We start from the raw sequence: 23,819 nt of genomic DNA, 5'->3' as shown, positions 1-23,819 counted from the left end.
GGGACAGACCCCATGCAGGACGAAATCAACGAAAAAACCGTTGCCCTGTATATCAAGACCGGGAAGCTGACCGCCGAAGTGCTGCAAAAGGCAATCAAAAAGCTGCTCTCACAGGCAAAGAAAGAGCTTGACAGACAGGCAATCCCCCACGGGAAGCAGACCCTAAAGCAGCTTATGAAGCAGAATACAGGCGTTTCCAACATTGAGATCACAAAGGACAACATCAAAGCCTTTGAGAGTACAGCGAAAAAATATGGTATCGACTTTGCGCTGAAAAAGGACGCGACGGAAACCCCGCCCCGCTACCTTGTATTCTTTAAGGGCAGGGACGCGGACGCGCTGACCGCTGCTTTCAAGGAGTTTTCCGCAAAGAAGCTGACGCAGGATAGGAAGCCCTCAATCCGAAAGGCATTAGCCGCTTTCCGGGAAAAGGCAAAGGAGCTGAACGCCAGCCGCCAGCAGACCAAAAACAAGGACAGGGAGGTATCGCTATGAAGCCGGAAATCAAGAAGCTGCTTATCCTTAATCTCCCGTATCTGCTCTTTGTGTACCTGTTTGACAAGGTGGGCGCGGCTGTCCGGCTTTCCCCCGGCATGGACGCAAGCCAAAAGATTTTACATTTTGGGGAGGGCTTCACCGCCGCCTTTGCCAGTGCCGCGCCCAGCTTCCACCCCGCCGACCTGCTGATCGGCGTTGCCGGGGCGGTGATTATCCGGCTTGCCGTTTACCTAAAAGGCAAGAACGCAAAGAAATACCGCAAAGGTATTGAGTACGGTTCCGCGCGTTGGGGAACCGCCGACGATATAAAGCCGTACACAGACCCGGTATTTGAGAACAATATCCCCTTAACACAGACGGAACGGCTCACCATGAACAGCCGCCCGAAGCAGCCGAAATATGCAAGAAACAAAAATATCCTTGTGATCGGCGGTTCCGGCAGCGGCAAGACAAGGTTTTTCGTCAAACCGTCGCTTATGCAAATGCACAGCAGCTATGTTGTCACAGACCCGAAAGGCACTGTCTTAATCGAGTGCGGGAAGCTCTTACAGCGGGGCGGCTATCGGATAAAAGTGCTGAACACAATCAATTTCAAAAAGTCCATGCGCTACAATCCCTTTGCCTATCTGCGGAGCGAGAAAGACATTTTGAAGCTGGTAAATACCATAATCGCCAACACCAAAGGCGACGGGGAGAAATCCGGGGAGGATTTTTGGGTGAAGTCGGAACGGCTTTTTTACTGCGCCCTTATCGGCTATATCCACTATGAAGCCCCGGAGGAAGAAAAGAATTTCACGACGCTGCTTGAAATGATAAACGCCAGCGAAGCCCGCGAGGACGACCCGGAATTTCAAAGCCCGGTTGACCTCATGTTTGAACGGCTGGAAGAAAAAGACCCGGAGCATTTCGCTGTCCGGCAGTACAAGAAATTCCTGCTATCGGCGGGCAAGACGCGAAGCTCTATCCTCATTTCCTGCGGTGCGCGGCTTGCGCCATTTGACATACGGGAGCTGCGGGAGCTAATGGAAACGGACGAAATGGAGCTTGACACGCTGGGGGACAGAAAGACCGCCCTTTTCGTTATTATCAGCGACACCGACGACACCTTTAACTTTGTCGTGAGTATTCTCTACACACAGCTATTCAACCTCTTATGCGACAAGGCAGATGATGAATACGGCGGGCGGCTTCCCGTCCATGTAAGGTGCTTACTTGATGAATTTGCGAATATCGGGCAGATACCGAAGTTTGAAAAGCTCATAGCAACTATACGGAGCCGGGAAATATCCGCGTCAATTATCTTGCAGTCACAGAGCCAGCTAAAAGCCATTTACAAGGACAACGCCGACACAATCACGGGGAATTGCGACACGACCCTTTTCTTGGGCGGCAAAGAAAAAACAACCCTTAAAGAAATGTCGGAACTTTTAGGCAAGGAAACCATAGACAGCTTTAACACCTCTGAAACGCGGGGACGGGAGCTTTCCCACGGGCTGAACTATCAAAAGCTGGGGAAAGAGCTTATGACACAGGACGAGATCGCCGTTATGGACGGGGGCAAGTGCATTTTACAGGTGCGCGGGGTGCGCCCGTTCTTTTCGGATAAATTTGACATCACAAAACACCCGAAATATAAGTACCTTTCCGACGCAGACCCGAAAAATGCCTTTGACATGGAAAAGCACATCAAACGCCGCCCCGCCATTGTGAAGCCGGAGGAAGAATTTGACTACTACGAGATTGACGGGGAGGGCTTACAGGAGGACACAGACCATGAGTGAACACCCCGGAACTGACAGGCGGCGGTTTACGGTGCTTGTCAACCCGAAAATCCGGGAGGAACAGCGGCGGGAAGCTGCCCTGCGGAAATTTATTAAGGATTGTGAACGGCTCTACGAGAAGAACCGGGCGCATTTACAGGAGGACGCAGACCATGAATAAAGGTATCAGTAAAGAAATGGAGATACGGGAGGTTATGAAGTGGCAGCTACTCATAGCCGGGGCGGTTGACGCTGCTATTAAGGGGACAGAAAGCTATATCCGGCACATGGAGCTGACCCACCAGCAGGGAGAAAGGAGGGATTGCAGTTAAGAACAGAAAAACCGGGCGTGAGATACGCGCCCCTTGCGCCGTGGAAATGTGGATAACAGGCTATGGGGCTATGGAAAACGCCATTCACAGCACATGGAAAAGCCAGAGTGCGGCTTTCCCACGTCCTGCAAACAGCGTTTCCCACAGCCCCAAAAGAGCAGCCAGTTACCCACATTCCCACACCGCCGACTGCTACGGAAAAAGACCCTTTCCTACCTGTCATTCATAAAAAGATTTTTTAAGGAGCTGATCGGAAATCAAGAACGTAAACACGGGCTACATGGTACGCGCCCCTACCGTGGGACGTACCGCCCAACCCCTTACAACTGAATACCGCCGCGCCGCAGAACTTACGCAGCGTGGGGACACCGCCTTTCATACAGGGCGTTTTTTTTATGCGGCGGCGACCAAAACGCTGACCGCCTTTTGTCCGCTTGCCGGACAGCCGCAGACGCGGCAGAAAGGATATATTCATGGCATTTTTCAATAGCGCAGTAGACGTTTTGCAGACCCTTGTTGTAGCACTTGGAGCCGGACTTGGTATTTGGGGCGTGATCAATCTCATGGAGGGCTATGGCAATGACAATCCGGGCGCGAATGCTCATGTACGGTAAAGAAGCAAACAACCGAAAATAAGAGATAGACCGCCAGCACCACGCTATTCCGAACCAAAAAAACCAAAGACCAAAAGACAAGCATTGTGGAAATGTGCATAACAGGCTATGGAATCATGGATAACTCTATTCACAGCACATGGAAAAGCTAAAGAGCAGCTTTCCCACGTCCTGCAAACAGAGTTACCCACAATTCCATAAGACAGCCAGTTATACACATTCCCACAATGCCGACTACTACGGAATCCCTCTCATACCTATCTACAAAAACATTATAAGGACTAAATACCTTAATTCGAAAATAGTTGTCGGCAGCAAAAAGTAATGATTCTTTACACTCTCAAAAAATACTTGCGTGCGCACGCATATTGATGTATAATACTTGCGGTTAGGAGGAATATATCTATGCGACTATTAAAATGGCTTTCAGTAACAGACCGATTTTACAAAATCTATTTGGACAAACAGCTTGCCCCCTTTGGAATCAATAACAGTCAATATATGTTCTTAATCAAAATCTGCCATTCGCCCGGTATTCTACAAGATTCTTTGCTGGATATGTTTTATGTTCATCCGAGCAATATTGTACGGACGGTTGCGGCATTAGAAAAGCAGGGAATGATTACACGCTCTCCCCATGATAAGGATAAGAGGACGTGTAAGCTGTATCCTACAGAAAGAGCATTGTCTATTATTGACGAGATACAGACGATATGCGAAAAGACAGAAGCTCTTTTATTGCAGGGTATGAGCGAATCTGATCAGAACCTTTTTATGGATTTCTTAATACAGGCGGGCAAAAATATCACATCGGAACTCCATATAGAGAGAAAGGGGGAGGAATTCAATGACTGAAAATCCGCTGGGCTGTGAAAAAATTTCAAAGCTGTTGAAAAATTTTGCTGTTCCAAGTATTGTGGCGTCTCTTGTCGGCTCAATCTACAATATTGTGGATCAGATTTTTATTGGTCAAGGGGTCGGCTATTTGGGAAATGCAGCAACCAATGTTGCCTACCCGTTCTCTACCATCTGCCTTGCCATTGCACTGCTGGTTGGAATTGGTAGTGCTTCCCGTGTTTCCCTCTGTCTTGGACGCAAAGAGCCGAAAGCTGCCGCCAAAGCAGCGGGAAATGGCATTGTTCTAATGGGGATTTTCGGAATTATCTATTTGTTGGTTGGCGAAGCTCTGTTGCCTTTGCTTCTAAAGGCATTTGGGGCAACGACAGATGTGTTTCCATATGCAAAGCAATATGCCAGCATCACATTGATTGGAATGCCGTTTCTTATCGTAACGAATGGCATGAGCAATTTGATTCGAGCAGATGGAAAACCAAAGTATTCGATGGTCTGCATGGTTGTGGGAGCTATTATCAATACCATTCTTGACCCTATTTTTATTTTTGCTTGCGATTGGGGAATTGCCGGCGGAGCTTGGGCAACGGTCATTGGGCAAATTTTTTCTTTCATACTCGCAGTCCGTTATATATGGCGTTTCCAAACAATCCATTTTGAAAAAGAGTCGTTTTTGCTGGACATCAGAGAAAGTCTGAAAATTTGCAGCATGGGAATCAGCAGCAGTTCAAACCAGATTGCAGTTACCGTGATTCAAATCATTCAATACAATTCTTTGACTTATTACGGCGCATTAACAAAATATGGAACGGATATTCCCTTGGCTGCTTGCGGAATCGTTATGAAAACAAATGCCATCCTTCTTGCGATTGTTGTGGGAATCTCGCAGGGAACACAGCCGATTATCGGCTTCAACTATGGGGCAAGGCAATATCATCGTGTACGGGAAGCTTATCTGCTTGCAGTAAAATGGAACCTCGTCGTTTCTGCCATTGGCTTCATCGCATTTCAATTTTTCCCGCATTCTATCATTTCACTATTCGGAGACGGCGACGAGCTGTATTTTGAATTTGCTGTTTTGTTCATGCGTACCTATCTTTTCATGGTGTTGGTAAATGGTGTACAGTTGCTTTCTTCCAGCTTTTTTACTGCAATAGGAAAAGCGTTAAAAGGCGCTCTGTTGGCATTAACAAGGCAGACCTTTTTCTTGATTCCGCTTACCCTGTTGCTCCCGCTTCGTTTCGGAATTATGGGAGTATTGCTTGCGGGACCTGTCGCTGATTTTTCAGCGTTTGTGCTATCTGTTGTGCTAGTGGGGGTAGAATTAAGAAAACAAAAAAATGCAACATATATTAGTCAAACTAGTCCACAGTAAAATGACGGGTTATGCCCGCCGTTGATACACCATCTGTTTTCGCAGTTGAGCAGATAAGAGGAGACAGAAAAACTGCTGTCACCCATTATCATCATAAAAAGAAGCTATTAAACCATAGCATAACCCCATGTGGGAGAAAGGGGGGAATCATATATGCCTTGCACAGAAGCATACAGAGAACACATCATGTATACTTTCAACGGCTATTGCAAAACCGTCATACGCTTTGCGGCTATCAACGCATGGCGTGACAGGAGCAGGCGGCGGCAAAAAGAAATATCCCTTGAATACCTCACAGAAGAAAAATTTTATCCTTTAGGCACAACAGACGAATATTTTGAAGCACCCTATGAAGAATACCCCATTACGATATGCGGTCAGACAGTTATCCTCACCAATGGGGAGCTTGCCGCCGCCCTGTTATCTCTGCCGGAGAAGAACCGGGAAATCATTTTCCTTTACTTTTTCGGGCATTACACACAGCGGGAAATCGGGGAAATGTACGGACGTTGCCGGAGTACGACCGGGTATCAAATCCGCAGGACTTTACAGCTTCTGCACAAAGAAATGGAGGTGCTTTCACATGGGGAATCCGAGCCTTTTACCCTATGAAACGATTGTCAGGGCGACCAGCGGAGAGCCGGAAGCCGTGGACGAGGTTTTACGGCATTACAGCAAGCGAATCCGAATTGCTGCCATTGAAAACGGGCATATCGACAGGGATACGGAGGACAGCATAAAATCCCGGCTTGTTGCTGCATTGTTCAAGTTCCGTTTTGATGAACAACCATATACCAAAACAGAATAACCGCCGCTACATAGAACGGCACACCAAGACAGGAAATCAAGAAAAGGTTTCCTGTTTTTTTGCGCCCATTTTTGGCATTTTCAAAAAATGGTAAGCGATGCAAAAGAAACCGTATTGTAAAAAATGATCTGCTATGGTAATACTTCCATAACAGATCATTTCATCTTTTTCTGAATTCTACAGTATTCCGGGAGTTCCCTGGACCATGGCAGATATGGATCCAAAATACTTGGATCATTTTGATACTGGTAATCAATTTCCGGCATCTTTTCCAACAGATAAGACAGATATCGGAATACATCCAATTGATTCAATTTCGATGATTCTACCAGTGAATAGACAATCCCACTGGCTCTCGCCCCTTCCGGTGTGTCCGCAAACAGCCAGGATTTACGGCCGGTTGCAAAGGGACGTATACAGGCTTCGCACTCATTATTCGAAATCGGAAGCCTTCCATCCTCCATGAAGGTATTCAGATATTTTTTCTGGTTCCGGCTGTATTGCAGCGCCTTTTTCAAAGATTCGTTGGCAGTATATTTTTCGCTCGTTTCTTCTACCCATGACCAAAAAGCCTCAAGTACCGGCTGGCTCAGTTCTTTGCGTTTCTCCAGCCGCTCCTGCGGTTCTAGGCCCTGAATCTTTTTTTCGATTTTAAAAAGCTGGTCGCACCATTCTCGCGCCTCCGCTCCTTTGCTCCCCTTTAGCTCCTTTCCCGCAGAGTCCAGCGGGATGCTCTCTATATAGTAGCGACGCAGATGCGACCAGCACAGAGCCCGGCTGACTCCTTCTACTTTTTCGTAGCTGTCGCAGGCATCTGTTACCAGATATCCAGCAAATCCGGTATACAGCCGTTTTGCTTCTGCTCCGGAACGGGTCCTTGCATAGTGGAAGAGCACTGCGCGGATCTTTTCAAAGCTTCCGGTCCGCACCACCCACATGAAGGATTCGCTGCTGGCCTTCTTTCCCGGTTCCTTGTTGCATTGGATCCGGGTTTCGTCACCCATCAATACGGAGCAGGTCTCCATGATGACCTGGTGCATCCTCAGGAAGATCGGCTCCAGCCATTCCTGACTGCATCGGATCACCCAATGCGACATGGTGGAACGGTAGATACTAAGCCCAATGCGGTACCAGTCCCGCTCCTGCCTTGCCAGGGGGATTCCCATATCATATTTCTGGTATAGGATCCCTGCAACCAGGGATGGACTTGCGATCGAATGTGGGAGCAAACCTTTGGGGACTCTGGCCGCTACGAATGTGGGGGACAGCTTCTCACTGTCTTGGCTGCCGCATTTTGTACATTTTTTTATCTCCTGCACATACTGTTTTACTTTCAGCTTCGCTGGTTCATATACCACTTCGGTCCGTACTACTTTTTCTCCTACTTTTGTCAGTTGTGCACCGCATACAGGGCAGGTTTCTTCTTCACTTACTACGCAGCGTTCGATCTCTGTTTCAAGAGAAGAGAGCATTTCTGAGCGCACACCTGCCTGACGTACTTTCCGTGTATGCTCCGGTACTGTGATCTCTTTCTGTTGTTTTGCCAGTTCCTGCAGGAGCTGCTCCTGCTCCGGAAACAGGTTCAGCTGTCCTGTAACCTGGGTGGCCTCACTGGATGGGCCATACATCTTTTTACGCGCATGCAAAACTGCCTGGGTCAGGTTCTCGATCTGGATACGTTGTCTTTCGATCTGTGCATCCCGTTCTCCCAGCATCTTTTTCAGAGATTCCACCTGTTCCCGCAGTCTGGTTACTTCTTCCTGTTGTGCTGCTGTCTGCATGGCTCTTCCTCCCTCCCCGCATTTCCTTCATTTTAACATCTTTTTATGAAAAAATCAGCATTCCAGGCTTTTTTTTGACCTGAAAAATGCTGATTTTTTAAGGATAATCCGTGGGTTATCCGTCATTTTTTCTGCTCAGAAGCAGGTATCCTCCGGCTGTATCTTTACCGGCTTATGCGCATATTTCTGTTCAATAGACAGCCCCTCCAGGAGCCAGCGTACCTGCTGCGCAGTGATGTCTTTGATATCGTCAGGTGTCCTGGGCCATTGGAAACGCATGTCCGGCAGGAGCTTCTTTGTTGCCAGGAGGAATCCGTTTCCACCTTCAAAACGGAGTGCTTTCAGACAATCTCGTTTTTTATTGCAGAACAAAAATACACAGACCGGGGAATAGGGATCCAAATGGTATTTCAAAGTAACGAGGGCTGCGAGCCCCTCAATCTGTTTTCGAAAATCCGTCGCACCACAGGCGAGGAAGATATGTTCCGCCCCCTGGGTGATCATGCTCAGCATAGGGACTGCAGGAGCCGCAGTACTCCTGAAACCTGTCCCATATCTGCGTTTTTGTGGATGCCCACATGAAATTCGTGGTATCGGACCTCTAGGGAAAGGGATTCCGGTATCGTTGGCAATTCCTGGTGGAAGAGCGGGAGCTCTATGAAAGGCTGTTCTGCAACAGGAAAGGATTCTGGTTCGGTGTCCATCCTCCGGATCTTTTTCTCCCAGTATTTATAGGTATCATATTTGAAGTTGTTCTTCTCACACCACTTACGAACGGAGAGACCACTTTGGAGCCGCTGGCTAAAGATCATCCTCCATTCCTCATGGCTGTAATGTACATTCACTGACTGATTCCTCCTTCTGCTCTTTTAGAAGCAGTATAGCAGGGAAAGAGAGATTATGCACTACGGTAGGTTTTGAATCGCTTACCAAAAAATGTCGGTATTATGCCGTGCAAAGGGGGATAGAAAGAAATTTCTGAAAATTCCCGCCTATTCGGGCTTGTGTGGTTTTGTAAGGAATGAGGGGAAATTTCCGTAAATCAACGTCCATTTTGCTTTTTGCTGGTTTGTAGTATTTGAGGGAGAAATATCGCCGCAGCTTTGGCAAAATCCACGCTTGCGGTACTAAAGATATTGAGAGCGAAATACCGCCGCAAAGTTGGCAGAAGCCCCGCCCTCTCCGTCGAGGGTATCAGCGGAAGCCCACACAGAGGAAGCCGCCACTTTCTAAGAGCAAGATTCTACCACAGTACCAAATTTCGCCTACCGGCTCATTTTGTCCTATGGGAATCTTGTTGGGGTTGCCACCCCAAGCCCGCCTTTTTGCGGCTTGCGCCGCTTGAAAAAATCCACCCACGAAAGGAGGTTCACAGCCATGAAAAGATACAACACGCCACACCGTCACCGGGTAATCAAAACACGCTTGACTGAGGAAGAATATGCAGAGTTTTCCGAGCGTGTCACCCTCTGCAAAATGAGCCAAGCCGAGTTTATCCGGCAAGCCCTCATTAAGTCAAGCATACGCCCGGTTATTACCGTTTCCCCGGTCAATGATGAATTACTCTCTGCCGTTGGGAAACTCACAGCCGAGTACGGGAAAATCGGCGGCAACTTGAACCAGATTGCCCGCTGTCTGAACGAGTACGGCGTACCCTATAATGCCCTCTCCCAAGAGGTACGAGCCGCCACAGCGGAGCTTGCCGCCTTGAAGTTTGAAGTCTTGCAGAAAGTAGGTGAAGCCGTTGGCAACATTCAAACATATCAGCTCTAAAAATGCCGATTACGGAGCTGCCGAGCAGTACCTAACTTTTGAGCATGACGAGTTTACCATGAAGCCCACTCTTGATGAAAACGGGCAGATTGTTCCGAGGACAGGCTATCTCATTTCCTCTCTGAATTGCGGTGATGAAGATTTTGCAATCGCCTGTATGCGCTCTAATCTCAAATACGGCAAGAACCAGAAGCGGGAGGACGTAAAGAGCCACCACTATATTATTTCCTTTGACCCCCGTGACGCACCAGACAACGGCTTGACCGTAGACCGGGCGCAAGCATTGGGCGAGGAATTTTGCAAGACGCATTTCCCCGGACACCAAGCGTTGGTATGCACCCACCCGGACGGGCATAACCACAGCGGCAACATTCATGTGCATATCGTAATCAATTCCCTACGGATTGAGGAAGTACCCTTGCTACCCTACATGGAAAGACCAGCCGACACAAGGGAGGGCTGCAAGCACCGCTGTACAGACGCAGCTATGGAATACTTCAAAGCGGAAGTCATGGAGATGTGCCACCGGGAAAACCTCTATCAGATTGACTTGCTGAACGGGAGCAAGAACCGCATTACCGAGCGTGAGTATTGGGCGAAACGGAAAGGACAAGCCGCACTGGATAAAGAGAACGCTTCCCAAGCCACCACAGGAGAGCCGCCCAAACAGACCAAGTTTGAAACCGACAAGGAGAAGCTAAGGCGCACAATCCGAGCTGCCCTGTCCTCTGCCATTTCCTTTGAGGACTTTTCCGGGAAGCTGCTGCAACAGGGCGTGACCGTCAAGGAGAGCCGGGGGAGATTGTCCTATCTCACGCCGGACAGGACGAAGCCAATCACAGCCCGGAAATTAGGTGATGATTTTGACCATGCCGCCATACTGGAAGCACTCACCCAAAACGCACAGAACGCCGCCAGAGCCGCCGAAACGCCCCTACCCCAACAGGAATACCCCCGCAGCATAAAAGACCGCTTACAGCGGAATAAAACCGCCATAAACGCACCGAAACAAGACGCTTCCCAACGGGAAGTTGTACAGCGCATGGTAGACATAGCCGCCAAGAAAGCCGAGGGCAAGGGGAAAGGCTATGAGAAATGGGCGACCTTGCACAACTTGAAGCAAATGGCGGCTACCATGAGCGTTTACGAGGAATCCGGCTTTTCTTCCCCGGAGGAACTGGAAGCCGCCCTTGCCGCTGCCAGTGCCGGACTGCATGAAGTGACCGGGAAACTGAAAGCCGTGGAAAGCACTTTACGGGAGAAAAAGGACTTGCAGAAACAGCTATTGGCGTATATCAAGACCAAGCCAGCCCGTGACGGGCTAAAAGCACAGAAAACAGAGAAAGCCCGTAAGAGCTACCGGGAGCAGCACGAAAGCGAGTTTATCATTTCCGAATCTGCCGCCCGGTATTTCAAGGCACAGGGAATCTCCAAGCTGCCAGCGTCCAAAGCCCTACAAGCAGAGATTGAACAGCTTACAAGGGAGAAGAACACGCTTTACAACGAGTACCGGGAGAAGAAAGCAAGCGTCCGGGAATTGCAGACCGTAAAGGGCAATCTTGACAAAATCTTGTGCCGTGAGCCGGAACGGGAAAAGGGGCGGGAAAATGAACGGTAAACGCCCCTACATGGACTACCCACAGTACAGAGCCGCCCGCCGCCTTGTACATGAGTGCTGCAACTACGATAACGGCAACTGTATCTTGCTGGATAACGGCGAGCCTTGCGTATGCGTCCAGAGTATCAGCTATTCGCTTATATGCCGCTGGTTCATTACCGCCGTTCTGCCGCTGGACGGGAAACTGGAAGCCGCCCTACTCCACCGGGCAGACAGGAAACGCTGTACCGAGTGCGGCGGCTATTTTCTCCCCAAGTCCAACCGGGGGAAATACTGCCCGGATTGCGCTGGACGCATGAAAAGAATCAAAGCCGCACAGCGCAAGCGGAAACAGAGGGATAAATGTCACGCTTTAGGATATTCCAAACCCCCGTAAATCAAGGCTTTTTTGACCGCCCTCAACGGGTAGACGATAGTTATATCCTTTACCCCCGAAAACGGCGTTCTAAAGCGTAACAGAAGCCCAAAACAGACCAAAGGAGGAACGAATGGCAGACAACCGCAAATATTATTACCTAAAGCTGAAAGAGAGCTATTTTGACGAGGACGCTATCGTGCTGCTGGAAAGTATGCAGGACGGGATGCTCTACTCAAACATTCTCTTGAAGATGTACCTAAAATCGCTGAAAAACGGGGGAAAGCTCCAGCTTGCCGAGAATATCCCCTACACCGCACAGATGATAGCCACCATCACCCGCCAGCAAGTCGGCACAGTAGAAAAGGCTTTGCAGATTTTTATGAAACTGGGGCTTGTAGAACCCTTGCAGAACGGGGCTTTGTACATGAGCAACATAGAACTCCTAATCGGTCAGTCCTCTACCGAGGGGGAGAGGAAACGCCGTGCAAGGCTGGCTTTGCAGGAGCAAAAGGCATTGCCGGAAGCCGTGGCGGACAAACGTCCACCAGACGGGGCGGATATTTGTCCGCCAGAGATAGAGATAGAGAAAGAGATAGATATAGAGTTAGAGATAAAGAGAGAGGGAGAGCTAAAGAAAGGACAGACCGCCCCCGCCCCTTTTGGCAGATACAAAAACGTCATTCTGTCAGAAAAAGAGCTTGCGGAGCTGCAAGAGGAACTTCCGTAAGCGATTCAAAACCTACCGTAGTGCATAATCTCTCTTTCCCTGCTATACTGCTTCTAAAAGAGCAGAAGGAGGAATCAGTCAGTGAATGTACATTACAGCCATGAGGAATGGAGGATGATCTTTAGCCAGCGGCTCCAAAGTGGTCTCTCCGTTCGTAAGTGGTGTGAGAAGAACAACTTCAAATATGATACCTATAAATACTGGGAGAAAAAGATCCGGAGGATGGACACCGAACCAGAATCCTTTCCTGTTGCAGAACAGCCTTTCATAGAGCTCCCGCTCTTCCACCAGGAATTGCCAACGATACCGGAATCCCTTTCCCTAGAGGTCCGATACCACGAATTTCATGTGGGCATCCACAAAAACGCAGATATGGGACAGGTTTCAGGAGTACTGCGGCTCCTGCAGTCCCTATGCTGAGCATGATCACCCAGGGGGCGGAACATATCTTCCTCGCCTGTGGTGCGACGGATTTTCGAAAACAGATTGAGGGGCTCGCAGCCCTCGTTACTTTGAAATACCATTTGGATCCCTATTCCCCGGTCTGTGTATTTTTGTTCTGCAATAAAAAACGAGATTGTCTGAAAGCACTCCGTTTTGAAGGTGGAAACGGATTCCTCCTGGCAACAAAGAAGCTCCTGCCGGACATGCGTTTCCAATGGCCCAGGACACCTGACGATATCAAAGACATCACTGCGCAGCAGGTACGCTGGCTCCTGGAGGGGCTGTCTATTGAACAGAAATATGCGCATAAGCCGGTAAAGATACAGCCGGAGGATACCTGCTTCTGAGCAGAAAAAATGACGGATAACCCACGGATTATCCTTAAAAAATCAGCATTTTTCAGGTCAAAAAAAAGCCTGGAATGCTGATTTTTTCATAAAAAGATGTTAAAATGAAGGAAATGCGGGGAGGGAGGAAGAGCCATGCAGACAGCAGCACAACAGGAAGAAGTAACCAGACTGCGGGAACAGGTGGAATCTCTGAAAAAGATGCTGGGAGAACGGGATGCACAGATCGAAAGACAACGTATCCAGATCGAGAACCTGACCCAGGCAGTTTTGCATGCGCGTAAAAAGATGTATGGCCCATCCAGTGAGGCCACCCAGGTTACAGGACAGCTGAACCTGTTTCCGGAGCAGGAGCAGCTCCTGCAGGAACTGGCAAAACAACAGAAAGAGATCACAGTACCGGAGCATACACGGAAAGTACGTCAGGCAGGTGTGCGCTCAGAAATGCTCTCTTCTCTTGAAACAGAGATCGAACGCTGCGTAGTAAGTGAAGAAGAAACCTGCCCTGTATGCGGTGCACAACTGACAAAAGTAGGAGAAAAAGTAGTACGGACCGAAGTGGTATATGAACCAGCGAAGCTGAAAGTAAAACAGTATGTGCAGGAGATAAAAAAATGTACAAAATGCGGCAGCCAAGACAGTGAGAAGCTGTCCCCCACATTCGTAGCGGCCAGAGTCCCCAAAGGTTTGCTCCCACATTCGATCGCAAGTCCATCCCTGGTTGCAGGGATCCTATACCAGAAATATGATATGGGAATCCCCCTGGCAAGGCAGGAGCGGGACTGGTACCGCATTGGGCTTAGTATCTACCGTTCCACCATGTCGCATTGGGTGATCCGATGCAGTCAGGAATGGCTGGAGCCGATCTTCCTGAGGATGCACCAGGTCATCATGGAGACCTGCTCCGTATTGATGGGTGACGAAACCCGGATCCAATGCAACAAGGAACCGGGAAAGAAGGCCAGCAGCGAATCCTTCATGTGGGTGGTGCGGACCGGAAGCTTTGAAAAGATCCGCGCAGTGCTCTTCCACTATGCAAGGACCCGTTCCGGAGCAGAAGCAAAACGGCTGTATACCGGATTTGCTGGATATCTGGTAACAGATGCCTGCGACAGCTACGAAAAAGTAGAAGGAGTCAGCCGGGCTCTGTGCTGGTCGCATCTGCGTCGCTACTATATAGAGAGCATCCCGCTGGACTCTGCGGGAAAGGAGCTAAAGGGGAGCAAAGGAGCGGAGGCGCGAGAATGGTGCGACCAGCTTTTTAAAATCGAAAAAAAGATTCAGGGCCTAGAACCGCAGGAGCGGCTGGAGAAACGCAAAGAACTGAGCCAGCCGGTACTTGAGGCTTTTTGGTCATGGGTAGAAGAAACGAGCGAAAAATATACTGCCAACGAATCTTTGAAAAAGGCGCTGCAATACAGCCGGAACCAGAAAAAATATCTGAATACCTTCATGGAGGATGGAAGGCTTCCGATTTCGAATAATGAGTGCGAAGCCTGTATACGTCCCTTTGCAACCGGCCGTAAATCCTGGCTGTTTGCGGACACACCGGAAGGGGCGAGAGCCAGTGGGATTGTCTATTCACTGGTAGAATCATCGAAATTGAATCAATTGGATGTATTCCGATATCTGTCTTATCTGTTGGAAAAGATGCCGGAAATTGATTACCAGTATCAAAATGATCCAAGTATTTTGGATCCATATCTGCCATGGTCCAGGGAACTCCCGGAATACTGTAGAATTCAGAAAAAGATGAAATGATCTGTTATGGAAGTATTACCATAGCAGATCATTTTTTACAATACGGTTTCTTTTGCATCGCTTACTGAAGAACATCATCCGGGCCAAGTACCTGCGGCCCGGGGTGAGGCCCTACAAGACCGGGAACATCTACGCGCCCTTTACCGGGCAGGCGGGAAAGGAGGCAGTGAATGGAAAACCGAAAAAACAAAAGAAAGAATAAGGCGGCGTTGTCCGCCCAGCAGTCCATCCCCTATGTGGCGATGCACCCGGACGGGGTGTGCCAGCTCCCCGGCGGGCTCTACACAAAGACCGTGGAATATGAGGACATCAACTACTCCGTGGCATCCACCGAGGATCAGTCCGCGATATTCAGCGGGTGGAGCTCATTCCTCAACTACTTCGACAGCGCGCTCCCCGTCCAGCTCTCCTTTATCAACCGCCGCTCCCACTCCACCAGCCGCTACCATGTGAACATCCCCGCCCAGGCGGACGATTTTGACAGCATCCGGGGCGAGTTCGTGGGGATGCTCAAACGGCAGATTGCCCGCTCCAACAACGGGATTGAACGCTCCAAATATATCACCTTTGGCGTGCCCGCCGAGGGCATCGCCGCCGCCCGGCCCCGGCTTGACCGGGTGGAGGCGGACGTGATGGGCAACCTCCACCGGCTGGGCGTTCCCTCGTCCCCGCTGGACGGGCGGGAGCGGCTGGCCCTCTTACACGGGCAGATGCACCCCGGACGGCGGGAGCCGTTCCGCTTTTCATGGGGCGATATTTCCAAAACGGGAATGGGCACAAAGGACTTCATCACCCCCAGCGGCGGCTTTGACTTTAGGGGCTCCCGGTTCTTTAAGGTGGGCGGCTTTTGGGGCGCGGCGTCCTATCTCCAGATTTTGGCGTCCGAGCTCTCCGACCGCCTTTTGCGGGAGGTTCTGGAGCTGGATGCGGAGCTCACCGTCACCATGCACATCCAGACCGTTGACCAGTTAAAGGCGATAAAGACCATCAAGGGGAAAATCTCGGACATTGACAAGATGAAAGTGGAGGAGCAGAAAAAAGCCGTCCGCGCCGGGTACGACATGGACATACTTCCCCCCGACCTTATCACCTTTTCCAAGGACGCGGCGGAGCTCTTGGGGGATTTGCAGTCAAGGAATGAGCGGATGTTCCTTTTGACGTTCACCGTCATCAACCTCGCCCCCACCCGCCAGCGGCTGGAAAATGACGTGTTCACCGTCTCTGGCATCGCGCAGAAATACAACTGCGCCTTAAAGCGGCTGGACTGGCAGCAGGAGCAGGGCTTTATGTCCTCGCTGGCCCTCGGCTATAACGAGGTGCAGATACAGCGGGGCATGACCACCAGCTCCACCGCGATTTTCATTCCCTTTATGACGAGGGAGCTCCGCATGGGCGGGCAGGCCCTCTACTACGGCATGAACGCGCTTTCCCACAATGTCATCATGGCTGACCGGAAAAAGCTGAAATCCGCAAATGGGATGTACCTCGGTTCCACGGGCTCCGGCAAGAGCTTTGCCGCCAAGCGGGAATTGATAAACGTATTTTTGGCGACCCAAGACCGCATCGTTATCGTTGACCCGATGGGGGAATATTCCCCGCTGGTGCGGCGGCTGGGCGGGCAGGTCATCGAGATTGCCCCGGACAGCCCCCACCATATCAACCCGATGGATATTCAGATGGGGCTTAATGACGAGGACAGCCCCCTTTCCATGAAAGCGGATTTTCTTCTTTCGCTGTGTGAGCTGGTGGTGGGCGGCAAGGACGGCCTGCAACCCATAGAGAAAACCGTCATCGACCGCTGTGTGCGGCTGGTGTACCGGGAGCTTGCGCTGGGGCTGGAGGGCGCAAAAATGCCTTTGCTCCAAGACTTGTATGAGGAGCTCTTGAAACAGCCGGAGCCGGAGGCAAAGCGCGTGGCAACGGCTCTTGAGCTCTACTGTACGGGCTCCCTCAATCTGTTCAACCACCCGACCAACGTGGACTTGAGCTCCCGGGTGGTGTGCATCGTGTTAAAAGGGCTGGGGGAGAACCTCCGCAAGATTGCGATGCACGTCACCAACGAGTTTGTCACCTCGGCGGTGCATACCAACTACCAGAACGGGGCGGCGACATGGTGCTACTTTGACGAGTTCCACATCCTCCTGCGCGACCCGCTGACCGCCAGCTACTTTGTGGCGGTGTGGAAGATGCTCCGCAAAAAGGGCTGTGTGCCCTCGGCCCTCACGCAGAACGTGAAAGACCTTTTGGCCAGCCGGGAAATCGAGAACATACTGGATAACACCGACTTTCTCGTCCTGCTCTCCCAGGCCCAGAGCGACCGGGCGATTATCGCAAAACAGCTCGGCATTTCCGAGCACCAGCTTTCCTATATCACCCACAGCAATTCCGGCGAGGGGCTGCTGTTCTATGGGAATGTGACCATCCCCTTTGTTGACCGTTTCCCCAAGGGTGAGATTTACAACCTGCTCACCACCCGCCCGGAGGACATAGCCAATGACCAGAGGAACGAATAACGCCGGGCCCGCCGGGGACAAAGGCACTTCGGGACAAAATGTCCCAAAGTCCCCGAAAGGCTTGAAAAACAAAAAATCCAAGTTCCGCATGGAAAGCGAACAGGAAAAAATCAGTAAATCCAAGCTCCGCATGGAGACGCGGGAGGATAAGCTGAACCGGGCCCGGAAAAAGCTGGAGGGCAAAAAGCCCCCGAAACCCAGGGGCCCGGTGCGCCGGGTGCTGGGGGCCGCCGGGTGGAGCGCACACGGCTTTGTGCATGGCAAGGTTTACGAGGTGGAACATGAGAACGTGGGAACCGAGGGGGCCCACCGCTCGGAGCTTGTGGGCGAGGCCGTGGGCCGGGCGGCGGTGCATACCGTAAAAAAGCGCATCCGGGAGCACCCGGCCCGGGCCGTCCACAAGGCCGAGACGCAGTACATCAAGGCCCGGGCGGACTACCAGTTCCGCATGGCCGCCCAGGAGAACCCGGAGCTTGCAAAGAACGCCGTCACCCGCTACTGGCACAAGCAAAAGCTGAAAAAGCAGTACGCCAAACAAGCGCGGCAGGCGGCGAAACAGACCGCAAAGCAGGGGGCCAAGGCCGCTGGGAAAACTGCCGCCGCCACGGAAAAGCTGGCGGAGCAGGCTGTGGGCTTTGTGAAACGGCATCCCGTGGGGGTGCTGCTTGCGCTGGCCTGCGCGGTGCTTCTCTTTTCCCTCCAGTCCTGCGCGTCCTCCCTCGTCTCTTTGGGGAACGCCGCCGCAGGAGCTGTGGGGGCCACCACCTACCCCGCCGAGGACGGGGATATGCTGGGGGCCGAGGCCGCCTACTGTTCACTGGAGGCGGAGCTCCAGCATTATCTGGATACCTACGAAAGCACCCACGACTATGACGAGTACCATTACGATTTAGACGCTATCGAACATGACCCCTATGTGCTGGTTTCCATTCTGAGCGCATGGCATGAGGGGGAGTGGACGCTGGCGGATGTCCAGCCTACCTTGCAGATGCTCTTTGACCGCCAGTACACGCTGACCGAGAACGTGGTAAAGGAGCGGCGGTACTACATCGAAACGGATACATGGACGGACGAGGAGGGCAACACCCACACCGACAGCTACCGGGTGTATTACGATTATTATATCTGCACTGTGACGCTGGATAACTTCAACCTTTCCCATCTCCCGGTGTACATCATGGGGGAGGACAAGGTTTCCCGGTATTCCCTCTACATGGCTACGCTGGGGAACCGCCCCGACCTCTTTCCCGGCTCGTCCTATGTGGGGAAATACACCAGCCCGCCGGAAGGCTACGAAGTGCCGGGGGAATATCTGGACGATGAAACATTCGCGGCGATGCTCTCCGAGGCCGAGAAATACCTCGGTTATCCCTATGTATGGGGCGGGAGCTCCCCGGCCACGTCCTTTGACTGCTCCGGCTTTGTTTCGTGGGTAGTCAATCATTCCGGCTGGAACGTGGGGCGGCTGGGGGCACAGGGGCTTTACAACATCTGCACCAGAACCAGCTCCCCCCGCCCCGGCGACCTTGTTTTCTTCAAGGGAACCTATGACACGCCGGGCGTCTCCCACTGTGGCATCTATGTGGGGGACGGGATGATGATACACTGTGGCGACCCCATCAGCTACGCCAACTTAAACAGCAGCTACTGGCAGGCCCACTTCTACGCCTACGGGCGCTTACCGTGAAAAGGAGGTTTTCAATGGCAATCAGCAAGAGCGCAAAAATCATGGCCGAGATCGAAAAGGTCAAAGGCAAAATCAGCGACCAGCAGGCCCGGCTGAAAGAGCTGGAACAGAAACACAAGGAGGCCGAGAACGAGGAAATCGTGGACATCGTGCGGGGCATGAGCATTTCCCTTGAGGAGCTCCCGCTGGTGCTCCAGCGCATTAAGGCCGGGGACACTTTGGGACAAAATGTCCCGAAGTCTGCCGGGCCGGAAAAGGAGGACGCGGAATGAAACTGAAAAAATATCGTGTGTTGGCGGCGGCTCTGTGCGCCGCTTTTTTGCTGTGCGGCATCACCACAACGGCCTATGCCGGGGGCGGCGAGGAATGGGAGGACGGTACGGGCGGCCCGGAATGGGAGGGGCTTGCCCCCGTGGAGCCCCCGGCCACCCCGGAGCCGGAACCCGAGCCCAACCCGTTCACCCCGGACGGCCAGGGGACGATGGTGGATAACGCCACGGACGGGGACGGCAAGGAATTTTTCACCATCATGGCGGCGGACGAGTCCGTGTTCTATCTGGTGATTGACCGCCAGCGGGAGACGGAAAACGTGTACTTCTTGAACGCTGTCACTGTGGCCGATTTGATGGCCCTTGCGGAGCCCTCCCCGGAGCCCGTACCCGAACCGCTCCCGGAGCCGGAGCCCGAACCTGCCACCGAGCCGGAGGAACCCGAGCCCGAGCCGGAAAAATCTGGCGGGGCGGGGACTCTCCTGCTGGTGCTGGCGGTGCTGGCTATCGGCGGCGGGGCCGGGTGGTACTTCAAGATATACCGCCCCAAACAGCAGGCCGCCGCGCCCGGCGAGGACTTTGACGAGGCGGAGGAATACGGCGAGGACTATGGCGGCGGTGAATATGACGACCTCCCCCCGTGGGATGAGGAAGAAACGGAGGGCGGCGAATGAATTTCACAAACAACCCTTTGGAACGGGAAATGAAACGCCGCCCCCGGCCCCGGGCTCCCCGCCCGGAAAAGCCCCGGGAGGGCTCCCGGTGCTGTGGCTGTCCCTACTGGCGCGGCATCCCCTGCGGCTCCTGCTTTCAGAGCCTTTTGAAAAAAACGGGCGGGAGGTGATATTTTGCGCGAGCTGACCCGTGAGGAAAAGGCGGCTATCCGCTCCCTTGTAGTGAAATGGTGCGCCAACTATGACCGGGAAATGGGATGCTTGCCTTTGGACTGTGAGTGCTATATGCTGGGGAAGTGCTGGACGGGGGCCTATTGCAGATACTTCCGGGAGGCTGTCCTGCCGCTGAATCCGGTGCTGGAGGCCGCCCTCAATACCGAGGGGCCCGCCCCGGAAACCCGGCCCTGTCCTGTCTGCGGGCGGCCCTTTCTCCCGGACGGGCGGCGGCGCTACTGCTCCGTGGCCTGCTCCAAGGCCGCAAGGCAGAAAAAACAGCGGGGATATATGCGGAAATACCGGGGGTGAGGCGTGAGCATTTGGGGGTATAAAAGCCCGCTGTTTTCAAGGCTTTCCGGGGCCGCTTTTGGGGCGGGGCGTACTTTTACACGTCCTGCCCCGATTTCCCCGGATGATGCTAACATTTCGAGAGGAGGTTCCTATGGACAAAAATCAAGGTTATACAATCTTAAAGGCCGTCATGCTGGAGAATGGCCGGGGCTTTGCGCTGGGGGAGCATCCCCGGGCCCCGTCCCCCTTTGTGACGTGGGCCTGCTATGATGACGAACACGGCGCAAGGCAGTATGAGTGGGGGCATTATGGCAGTGACCGGGCCGCGCTGGAGCAGGACTTGCTGGAGCGGGTGGAAAACTACCAGCAGCAGTTCTCCGTCAAGGTGGCGCACATTGAGGCCCCCGGCCTTTACAAGTATTATTCCACCCAGCGGCCCGTTGACATCGGCACGTTTCCCAAGCCTGCGGGCAACGAGCCGGACGAGATCGAAAACTACGACAAGCGCGTACTCGTGGAGGGCGGCGCGTTCCTTGCGTGGGGGCATCTGACCTACACAAAACCTTTGACGGAAAAGCAGGCGGCGGACTATGAGCTCCGGCCCGCCCCGGAGGTGTCCGGCCTACTGCGGGAGGGCAGGCCCCGTCCGATTGCCGAGCAGATGAAAGAGGCGGCAAGGCTGGCCGGGGAACGGCAGGCCCCCGCCGCGCCCAAACGGAACACGCCCGACCGGGGCGACAGGTAGGCATGGCCGGAAAAAAGCGCCGCCGCCCCGTCCATCTTCATGTGATGGTGTCCCAGGAAGAACAGGCGCTTATCCGGGAACGCATGGCCCAGGCGGGCATCCGCAACATGGGCGCGTATATGCGGAGGATGGCCCTTTGCGGCTATGTGCTCCAGATTGACCTTGCCCCCGTCCGGGAACTGGTGTCTCTCCAGCGGCGGTGCTCAAATAACCTTAATCAAGTGGCTATCCATGCCAACACCTACGGGGGGATTTACCCCGAGGAAATATCGGCCCTGCAACGGGACTACTCCGCTTTGTGGGGGCCTCTGTCTGATTTGCTGAAACAGCTTTCCGCGCTGGTGGAGCTGTGACCTGCTGGGGAGCGGTGCTGTGCCGCTCCCCGGCTTTTTTCGTACTTCGGGACATTTTGTCCCAAAGGGATTAGGATAGACGGTTACATGAGAATATGCTATACTTTACTTTAGCCAATATCCAGATTGGTTAATTGGGAGGCATAGTACCGATGGAAAAAGTGATAACAATTTTTGATTGGTGGGATGGCCCTCTATGTGGGCTTGCAAGCTATAAAGGCTCTATTTGTATCTACGAAAGAATATTTGATGAAATTAGAGATGAGTGGAGTGACGAATATTATCTAACTCCAATAGAAGAGGCTGACGTGAATACACTACTCCGGGATTGGAATAGATGGCGCGATACAGTCCAAAACGAAAGACCTCTCGATAGTTATTATTCTTTGGAAGATAAAGCAAACTATCTTCGTATTATAGAATTATCTGAACAAAAGCGGGCTTATAAAAAAGTAGCCGTTTTTCATGGGCGGTATGATAAAGGCTATATCCCTATCGAGTATTATGTGGAATGGAGAGAATGATTTTAACAGAATAGAAAGACAGTGGGCGCTTTGCCTGCTGTCTTTTTTCATGGCGAGAGGAGGTGCTACCACGGCCACGACCTACATCCGGCCCTACAAGCAGGCGGCGGGACTGAGCGCCGTCCAGACGATGGAGGAGCGGTTTGCCTACGGGCTCAACCCCCAAAAGCTGGGGGCCGTGTCCTCCCACCTTTGCGACCCGGCCACAGCCGCCGCCGAGTTTCTGCTGGTGAAAAGCGAATACCAGGCGGCCACCGCCCGGCCCGTGGAGCGCGGGGCTCTGTTCTTCCAGATACGGCAGGCGTTCCCGCCCGGCGAGGTGACGGCGGAGGAGGCAAATAAGCCGGGCTTTGAAACGGCGATGCGCTGGACGAAAGGCAAGTACCAGTTTTTCGTCTGCACCCATACCGACAAGGGCCACATTCACAACCACATCTATTTCAATTCCACGGCCTTTGACTGCTCCCGGAAATTCCATAATTTCCTCGGCTCCAGCTTTGCCCTGCGGCGGCTGTCTGACCGGGTATGTCTGGAGCATGATTTGTCCGTGATACAAAATCCCAAACAGCACAGCAAGGGCCGTTTCCTCCACTATGGCCAGTGGATAGGCGACAAGCCGCCCTCCGCTCAACAGCGGGTGCGGCTGGCAATCATCGCGGCCCTTGAAAAAAAGCCCGCCGACTTTGCCGCGTTCCTCCGGCTGATGGAAGAGTCCGGCTTTGCCGTCAAGCGCGGGCGGGGCGGCGTGGTGTCGTTCCTCGCGCCAGGGCAGAACAAGTACACCCGGCTCCGGGCATCCACCCTCGGCGCGGGCTTTGACCCCGAGGACATCCGGGCGGTTATCGCCGGGGAGCGGCCCCTCCCGGAGCTCCCCAAGGACGCGCCGCCCCCGATCCGGCAGGTGGGGCTTATCATTGACATTCAACAGCGCATGGCCGAGGGCAAGGGCCCGGCTTATGAACGCTGGGCGAAAGTCTACAACCTAAAGCAGATGGCCGCCGCCCTCCAGTTTCTGCAGGAGAACAATCTCACCGACTATGACGCGCTGGCGGCAAAGACCACGGCGGCGGTTGACCGGGCCCACGCGCTGGCCGGGGAGCTCCAGACCACCGAGGCGGCCCTCTCTAAAGTCTCCGGGCTGATGGGGGCCGTGGTGGACTATGCCAAGGCCTGGCCCGTGTTTGACGGCTACAAGGCGGCCCGGTACTCGAAAAAGTATCTGGCCGAGCACGAGGCGGAGCTTGCCACCTACCGGGCGGCCCGGGCCGCTATGAATGAATTGTTAGGCGGTGAAAAGCTCCCCAAAATGGACGCGCTGAAAAAACAGCGGCGGGAGCTGGCGGATAAGAAAAAGGCCCTCTATGCCGAGTATCGGCAGGCCCAGCGGGATATGCGGGAGGCCGTGGCAGTCAAGGCCAATATCGACCATCTGCTCGGCCTGACGGACGGGCGGGACAATAAGGAACAGACGCGATAGCGGCGGTGACGCAGCCAACCTC

The 23,819-nt window shown here is 52.8% G+C and carries 29 protein-coding genes and 1 pseudogene; 27 read left to right on the top strand and 3 right to left on the bottom strand.

Translation table 11 applies throughout. From position 1 onward, the window contains the following. The first annotated feature begins 12 nt into the window (after positions 1–12). The 9 genes from EBB54_RS29385 (at position 13) to EBB54_RS29355 (ending at position 6,239) form a co-directional block, all read left to right on the top strand. On the top strand, positions 13–495 hold the full coding sequence (locus EBB54_RS29385) for a PcfB family protein (protein WP_125130413.1): 483 nt from the start codon (positions 13–15) through the stop codon (positions 493–495). Then, the gene (locus EBB54_RS29380) at positions 492–2,279 is read left to right on the top strand and encodes a VirD4-like conjugal transfer protein, CD1115 family (RefSeq protein WP_125130411.1); all 1,788 of its coding nucleotides are present in this window, start codon (positions 492–494) and stop codon (positions 2,277–2,279) included. The genes EBB54_RS29385 and EBB54_RS29380 overlap by 4 nt, the downstream gene beginning before the upstream one ends. Further along, positions 2,272–2,439 (top strand): hypothetical protein, encoded by a 168-nt coding sequence (locus tag EBB54_RS30655; protein WP_170178112.1) that lies wholly within the window; start codon positions 2,272–2,274, stop codon positions 2,437–2,439. The genes EBB54_RS29380 and EBB54_RS30655 overlap by 8 nt, the downstream gene beginning before the upstream one ends. Then, entirely contained in the window at positions 2,432–2,590 is a 159-nt protein-coding gene (locus EBB54_RS30300; RefSeq protein ID WP_154677817.1) for a hypothetical protein, read from the top strand. The genes EBB54_RS30655 and EBB54_RS30300 overlap by 8 nt, the downstream gene beginning before the upstream one ends. Positions 2,591–3,063: 473 nt before the next feature. After that, a complete protein-coding gene (locus EBB54_RS29375) occupies positions 3,064–3,204 on the top strand; it encodes a Maff2 family mobile element protein (RefSeq protein WP_002586628.1) in 141 nt (46 codons plus the stop codon). Positions 3,205–3,609: 405 nt separating this feature from the next. Continuing rightward, positions 3,610–4,059 carry a MarR family winged helix-turn-helix transcriptional regulator gene (locus EBB54_RS29370; protein WP_125130409.1) on the top strand — a complete coding sequence of 150 codons (450 nt, stop codon included), beginning with the start codon at positions 3,610–3,612 and terminating at the stop codon, positions 4,057–4,059. Then, positions 4,052–5,431 carry an MATE family efflux transporter gene (locus tag EBB54_RS29365; RefSeq protein ID WP_125130407.1) on the top strand — a complete coding sequence of 460 codons (1,380 nt, stop codon included), beginning with the start codon at positions 4,052–4,054 and terminating at the stop codon, positions 5,429–5,431. The genes EBB54_RS29370 and EBB54_RS29365 overlap by 8 nt, the downstream gene beginning before the upstream one ends. 153 nt (positions 5,432–5,584) lie before the next feature. Beyond that, entirely contained in the window at positions 5,585–6,043 is a 459-nt protein-coding gene (locus tag EBB54_RS29360; protein ID WP_125130404.1) for an RNA polymerase sigma factor, read from the top strand. Continuing rightward, positions 6,015–6,239, top strand: coding sequence for a helix-turn-helix domain-containing protein (locus EBB54_RS29355; RefSeq protein WP_125130402.1), 225 nt, complete (start codon positions 6,015–6,017; stop codon positions 6,237–6,239). The genes EBB54_RS29360 and EBB54_RS29355 overlap by 29 nt, the downstream gene beginning before the upstream one ends. Positions 6,240–6,394: 155 nt before the next feature. On the opposite strand, the gene tnpC (EBB54_RS29350) is transcribed toward EBB54_RS29355, so the two are convergent. The 3 genes from tnpC (EBB54_RS29350) to tnpA (EBB54_RS29340) all read right to left on the bottom strand — a co-directional run bounded on the left by tnpC (EBB54_RS29350) (position 6,395) and on the right by tnpA (EBB54_RS29340) (position 8,865). Beyond that, positions 6,395–8,020 (bottom strand): IS66 family transposase, encoded by a 1,626-nt coding sequence (gene tnpC, locus EBB54_RS29350; protein ID WP_243127744.1) that lies wholly within the window; start codon positions 8,018–8,020, stop codon positions 6,395–6,397. Positions 8,021–8,155: 135 nt separating this feature from the next. Beyond that, positions 8,156–8,533 carry an IS66 family insertion sequence element accessory protein TnpB gene (gene tnpB / locus EBB54_RS29345; RefSeq protein WP_125128754.1) on the bottom strand — a complete coding sequence of 126 codons (378 nt, stop codon included), beginning with the start codon at positions 8,531–8,533 and terminating at the stop codon, positions 8,156–8,158. Beyond that, positions 8,527–8,865, bottom strand: coding sequence for an IS66 family insertion sequence element accessory protein TnpA (gene tnpA, locus EBB54_RS29340; RefSeq protein WP_125126868.1), 339 nt, complete (start codon positions 8,863–8,865; stop codon positions 8,527–8,529). The genes tnpB (EBB54_RS29345) and tnpA (EBB54_RS29340) overlap by 7 nt, the downstream gene beginning before the upstream one ends. A gap of 532 nt (positions 8,866–9,397) precedes the next feature. On the opposite strand from tnpA (EBB54_RS29340), the gene EBB54_RS29335 reads away from it, so the two are divergent. The 18 genes and pseudogenes from EBB54_RS29335 to EBB54_RS29255 all read left to right on the top strand — a co-directional run bounded on the left by EBB54_RS29335 (position 9,398) and on the right by EBB54_RS29255 (position 23,797). Further along, positions 9,398–9,793 (top strand): plasmid mobilization protein, encoded by a 396-nt coding sequence (locus tag EBB54_RS29335; protein ID WP_125130400.1) that lies wholly within the window; start codon positions 9,398–9,400, stop codon positions 9,791–9,793. Beyond that, positions 9,765–11,411: a relaxase/mobilization nuclease domain-containing protein gene (locus tag EBB54_RS29330; RefSeq protein ID WP_125130398.1), complete on the top strand. Its 1,647-nt coding sequence runs from the start codon at positions 9,765–9,767 to the stop codon at positions 11,409–11,411. Before EBB54_RS29335 ends, EBB54_RS29330 begins: the two co-directional genes overlap by 29 nt. Continuing rightward, entirely contained in the window at positions 11,401–11,787 is a 387-nt protein-coding gene (locus tag EBB54_RS29325) for a cysteine-rich VLP domain-containing protein (protein WP_125130396.1), read from the top strand. Before EBB54_RS29330 ends, EBB54_RS29325 begins: the two co-directional genes overlap by 11 nt. A 112-nt stretch (positions 11,788–11,899) precedes the next feature. Then, a pseudogene (locus EBB54_RS29320) lies at positions 11,900–12,493 on the top strand (phage replisome organizer N-terminal domain-containing protein); the annotation flags it as partial. An 84-nt stretch (positions 12,494–12,577) separates the two neighbouring features. After that, positions 12,578–12,916 (top strand): IS66 family insertion sequence element accessory protein TnpA, encoded by a 339-nt coding sequence (tnpA, locus tag EBB54_RS29315; RefSeq protein ID WP_125126868.1) that lies wholly within the window; start codon positions 12,578–12,580, stop codon positions 12,914–12,916. After that, a complete protein-coding gene (tnpB, locus tag EBB54_RS29310; RefSeq protein ID WP_125128754.1) occupies positions 12,910–13,287 on the top strand; it encodes an IS66 family insertion sequence element accessory protein TnpB in 378 nt (125 codons plus the stop codon). The genes tnpA (EBB54_RS29315) and tnpB (EBB54_RS29310) overlap by 7 nt, the downstream gene beginning before the upstream one ends. 135 nt (positions 13,288–13,422) lie before the next feature. Then, positions 13,423–15,048, top strand: coding sequence for an IS66 family transposase (gene tnpC / locus EBB54_RS29305; protein WP_243127744.1), 1,626 nt, complete (start codon positions 13,423–13,425; stop codon positions 15,046–15,048). Positions 15,049–15,100: 52 nt separating this feature from the next. Beyond that, the gene (locus EBB54_RS29300; RefSeq protein ID WP_330554668.1) at positions 15,101–15,250 is read left to right on the top strand and encodes a hypothetical protein; all 150 of its coding nucleotides are present in this window, start codon (positions 15,101–15,103) and stop codon (positions 15,248–15,250) included. Then, the gene (locus tag EBB54_RS29295; RefSeq protein ID WP_125130394.1) at positions 15,219–17,561 is read left to right on the top strand and encodes a VirB4-like conjugal transfer ATPase, CD1110 family; all 2,343 of its coding nucleotides are present in this window, start codon (positions 15,219–15,221) and stop codon (positions 17,559–17,561) included. Before EBB54_RS29300 ends, EBB54_RS29295 begins: the two co-directional genes overlap by 32 nt. Then, positions 17,542–19,248 carry a C40 family peptidase gene (locus EBB54_RS29290; RefSeq protein WP_125130392.1) on the top strand — a complete coding sequence of 569 codons (1,707 nt, stop codon included), beginning with the start codon at positions 17,542–17,544 and terminating at the stop codon, positions 19,246–19,248. Before EBB54_RS29295 ends, EBB54_RS29290 begins: the two co-directional genes overlap by 20 nt. 14 nt (positions 19,249–19,262) lie before the next feature. Then, positions 19,263–19,520, top strand: coding sequence for a DUF4315 family protein (locus tag EBB54_RS29285; RefSeq protein WP_035296263.1), 258 nt, complete (start codon positions 19,263–19,265; stop codon positions 19,518–19,520). Further along, the gene (locus EBB54_RS29280; protein ID WP_125130390.1) at positions 19,517–20,191 is read left to right on the top strand and encodes a CD1107 family mobile element protein; all 675 of its coding nucleotides are present in this window, start codon (positions 19,517–19,519) and stop codon (positions 20,189–20,191) included. The genes EBB54_RS29285 and EBB54_RS29280 overlap by 4 nt, the downstream gene beginning before the upstream one ends. Next, on the top strand, positions 20,188–20,361 hold the full coding sequence (locus EBB54_RS30650) for a hypothetical protein (RefSeq protein WP_170178111.1): 174 nt from the start codon (positions 20,188–20,190) through the stop codon (positions 20,359–20,361). Before EBB54_RS29280 ends, EBB54_RS30650 begins: the two co-directional genes overlap by 4 nt. Before the next feature lies 1 nt (position 20,362). Beyond that, on the top strand, positions 20,363–20,716 hold the full coding sequence (locus EBB54_RS29275; RefSeq protein WP_170178153.1) for a cysteine-rich VLP domain-containing protein: 354 nt from the start codon (positions 20,363–20,365) through the stop codon (positions 20,714–20,716). Positions 20,717–20,849: 133 nt separating this feature from the next. Continuing rightward, a complete protein-coding gene (locus tag EBB54_RS29270; RefSeq protein WP_125130385.1) occupies positions 20,850–21,443 on the top strand; it encodes a defense against restriction DarA-related protein in 594 nt (197 codons plus the stop codon). 2 nt (positions 21,444–21,445) lie between these two features. Beyond that, positions 21,446–21,796, top strand: a complete 351-nt coding sequence (locus tag EBB54_RS29265) for a plasmid mobilization protein (protein WP_125130383.1) — start codon at positions 21,446–21,448, stop codon at positions 21,794–21,796. Positions 21,797–21,948: 152 nt separating this feature from the next. Beyond that, on the top strand, positions 21,949–22,320 hold the full coding sequence (locus EBB54_RS29260; protein WP_125130382.1) for a hypothetical protein: 372 nt from the start codon (positions 21,949–21,951) through the stop codon (positions 22,318–22,320). Between the two features lie 130 nt (positions 22,321–22,450). After that, positions 22,451–23,797 (top strand): relaxase/mobilization nuclease domain-containing protein, encoded by a 1,347-nt coding sequence (locus EBB54_RS29255; protein ID WP_125131114.1) that lies wholly within the window; start codon positions 22,451–22,453, stop codon positions 23,795–23,797. The last annotated feature ends 22 nt before the right edge of the window (positions 23,798–23,819 follow it).

This window comes from Schaedlerella arabinosiphila (genome assembly GCF_003885045.1).
GTDB classification, from domain to species: domain Bacteria; phylum Bacillota; class Clostridia; order Lachnospirales; family Lachnospiraceae; genus Schaedlerella; species Schaedlerella arabinosiphila.
Note: the sequence above shows the minus strand (reverse complement) of the source record. Positions and strands in the feature narration are given on the sequence as shown.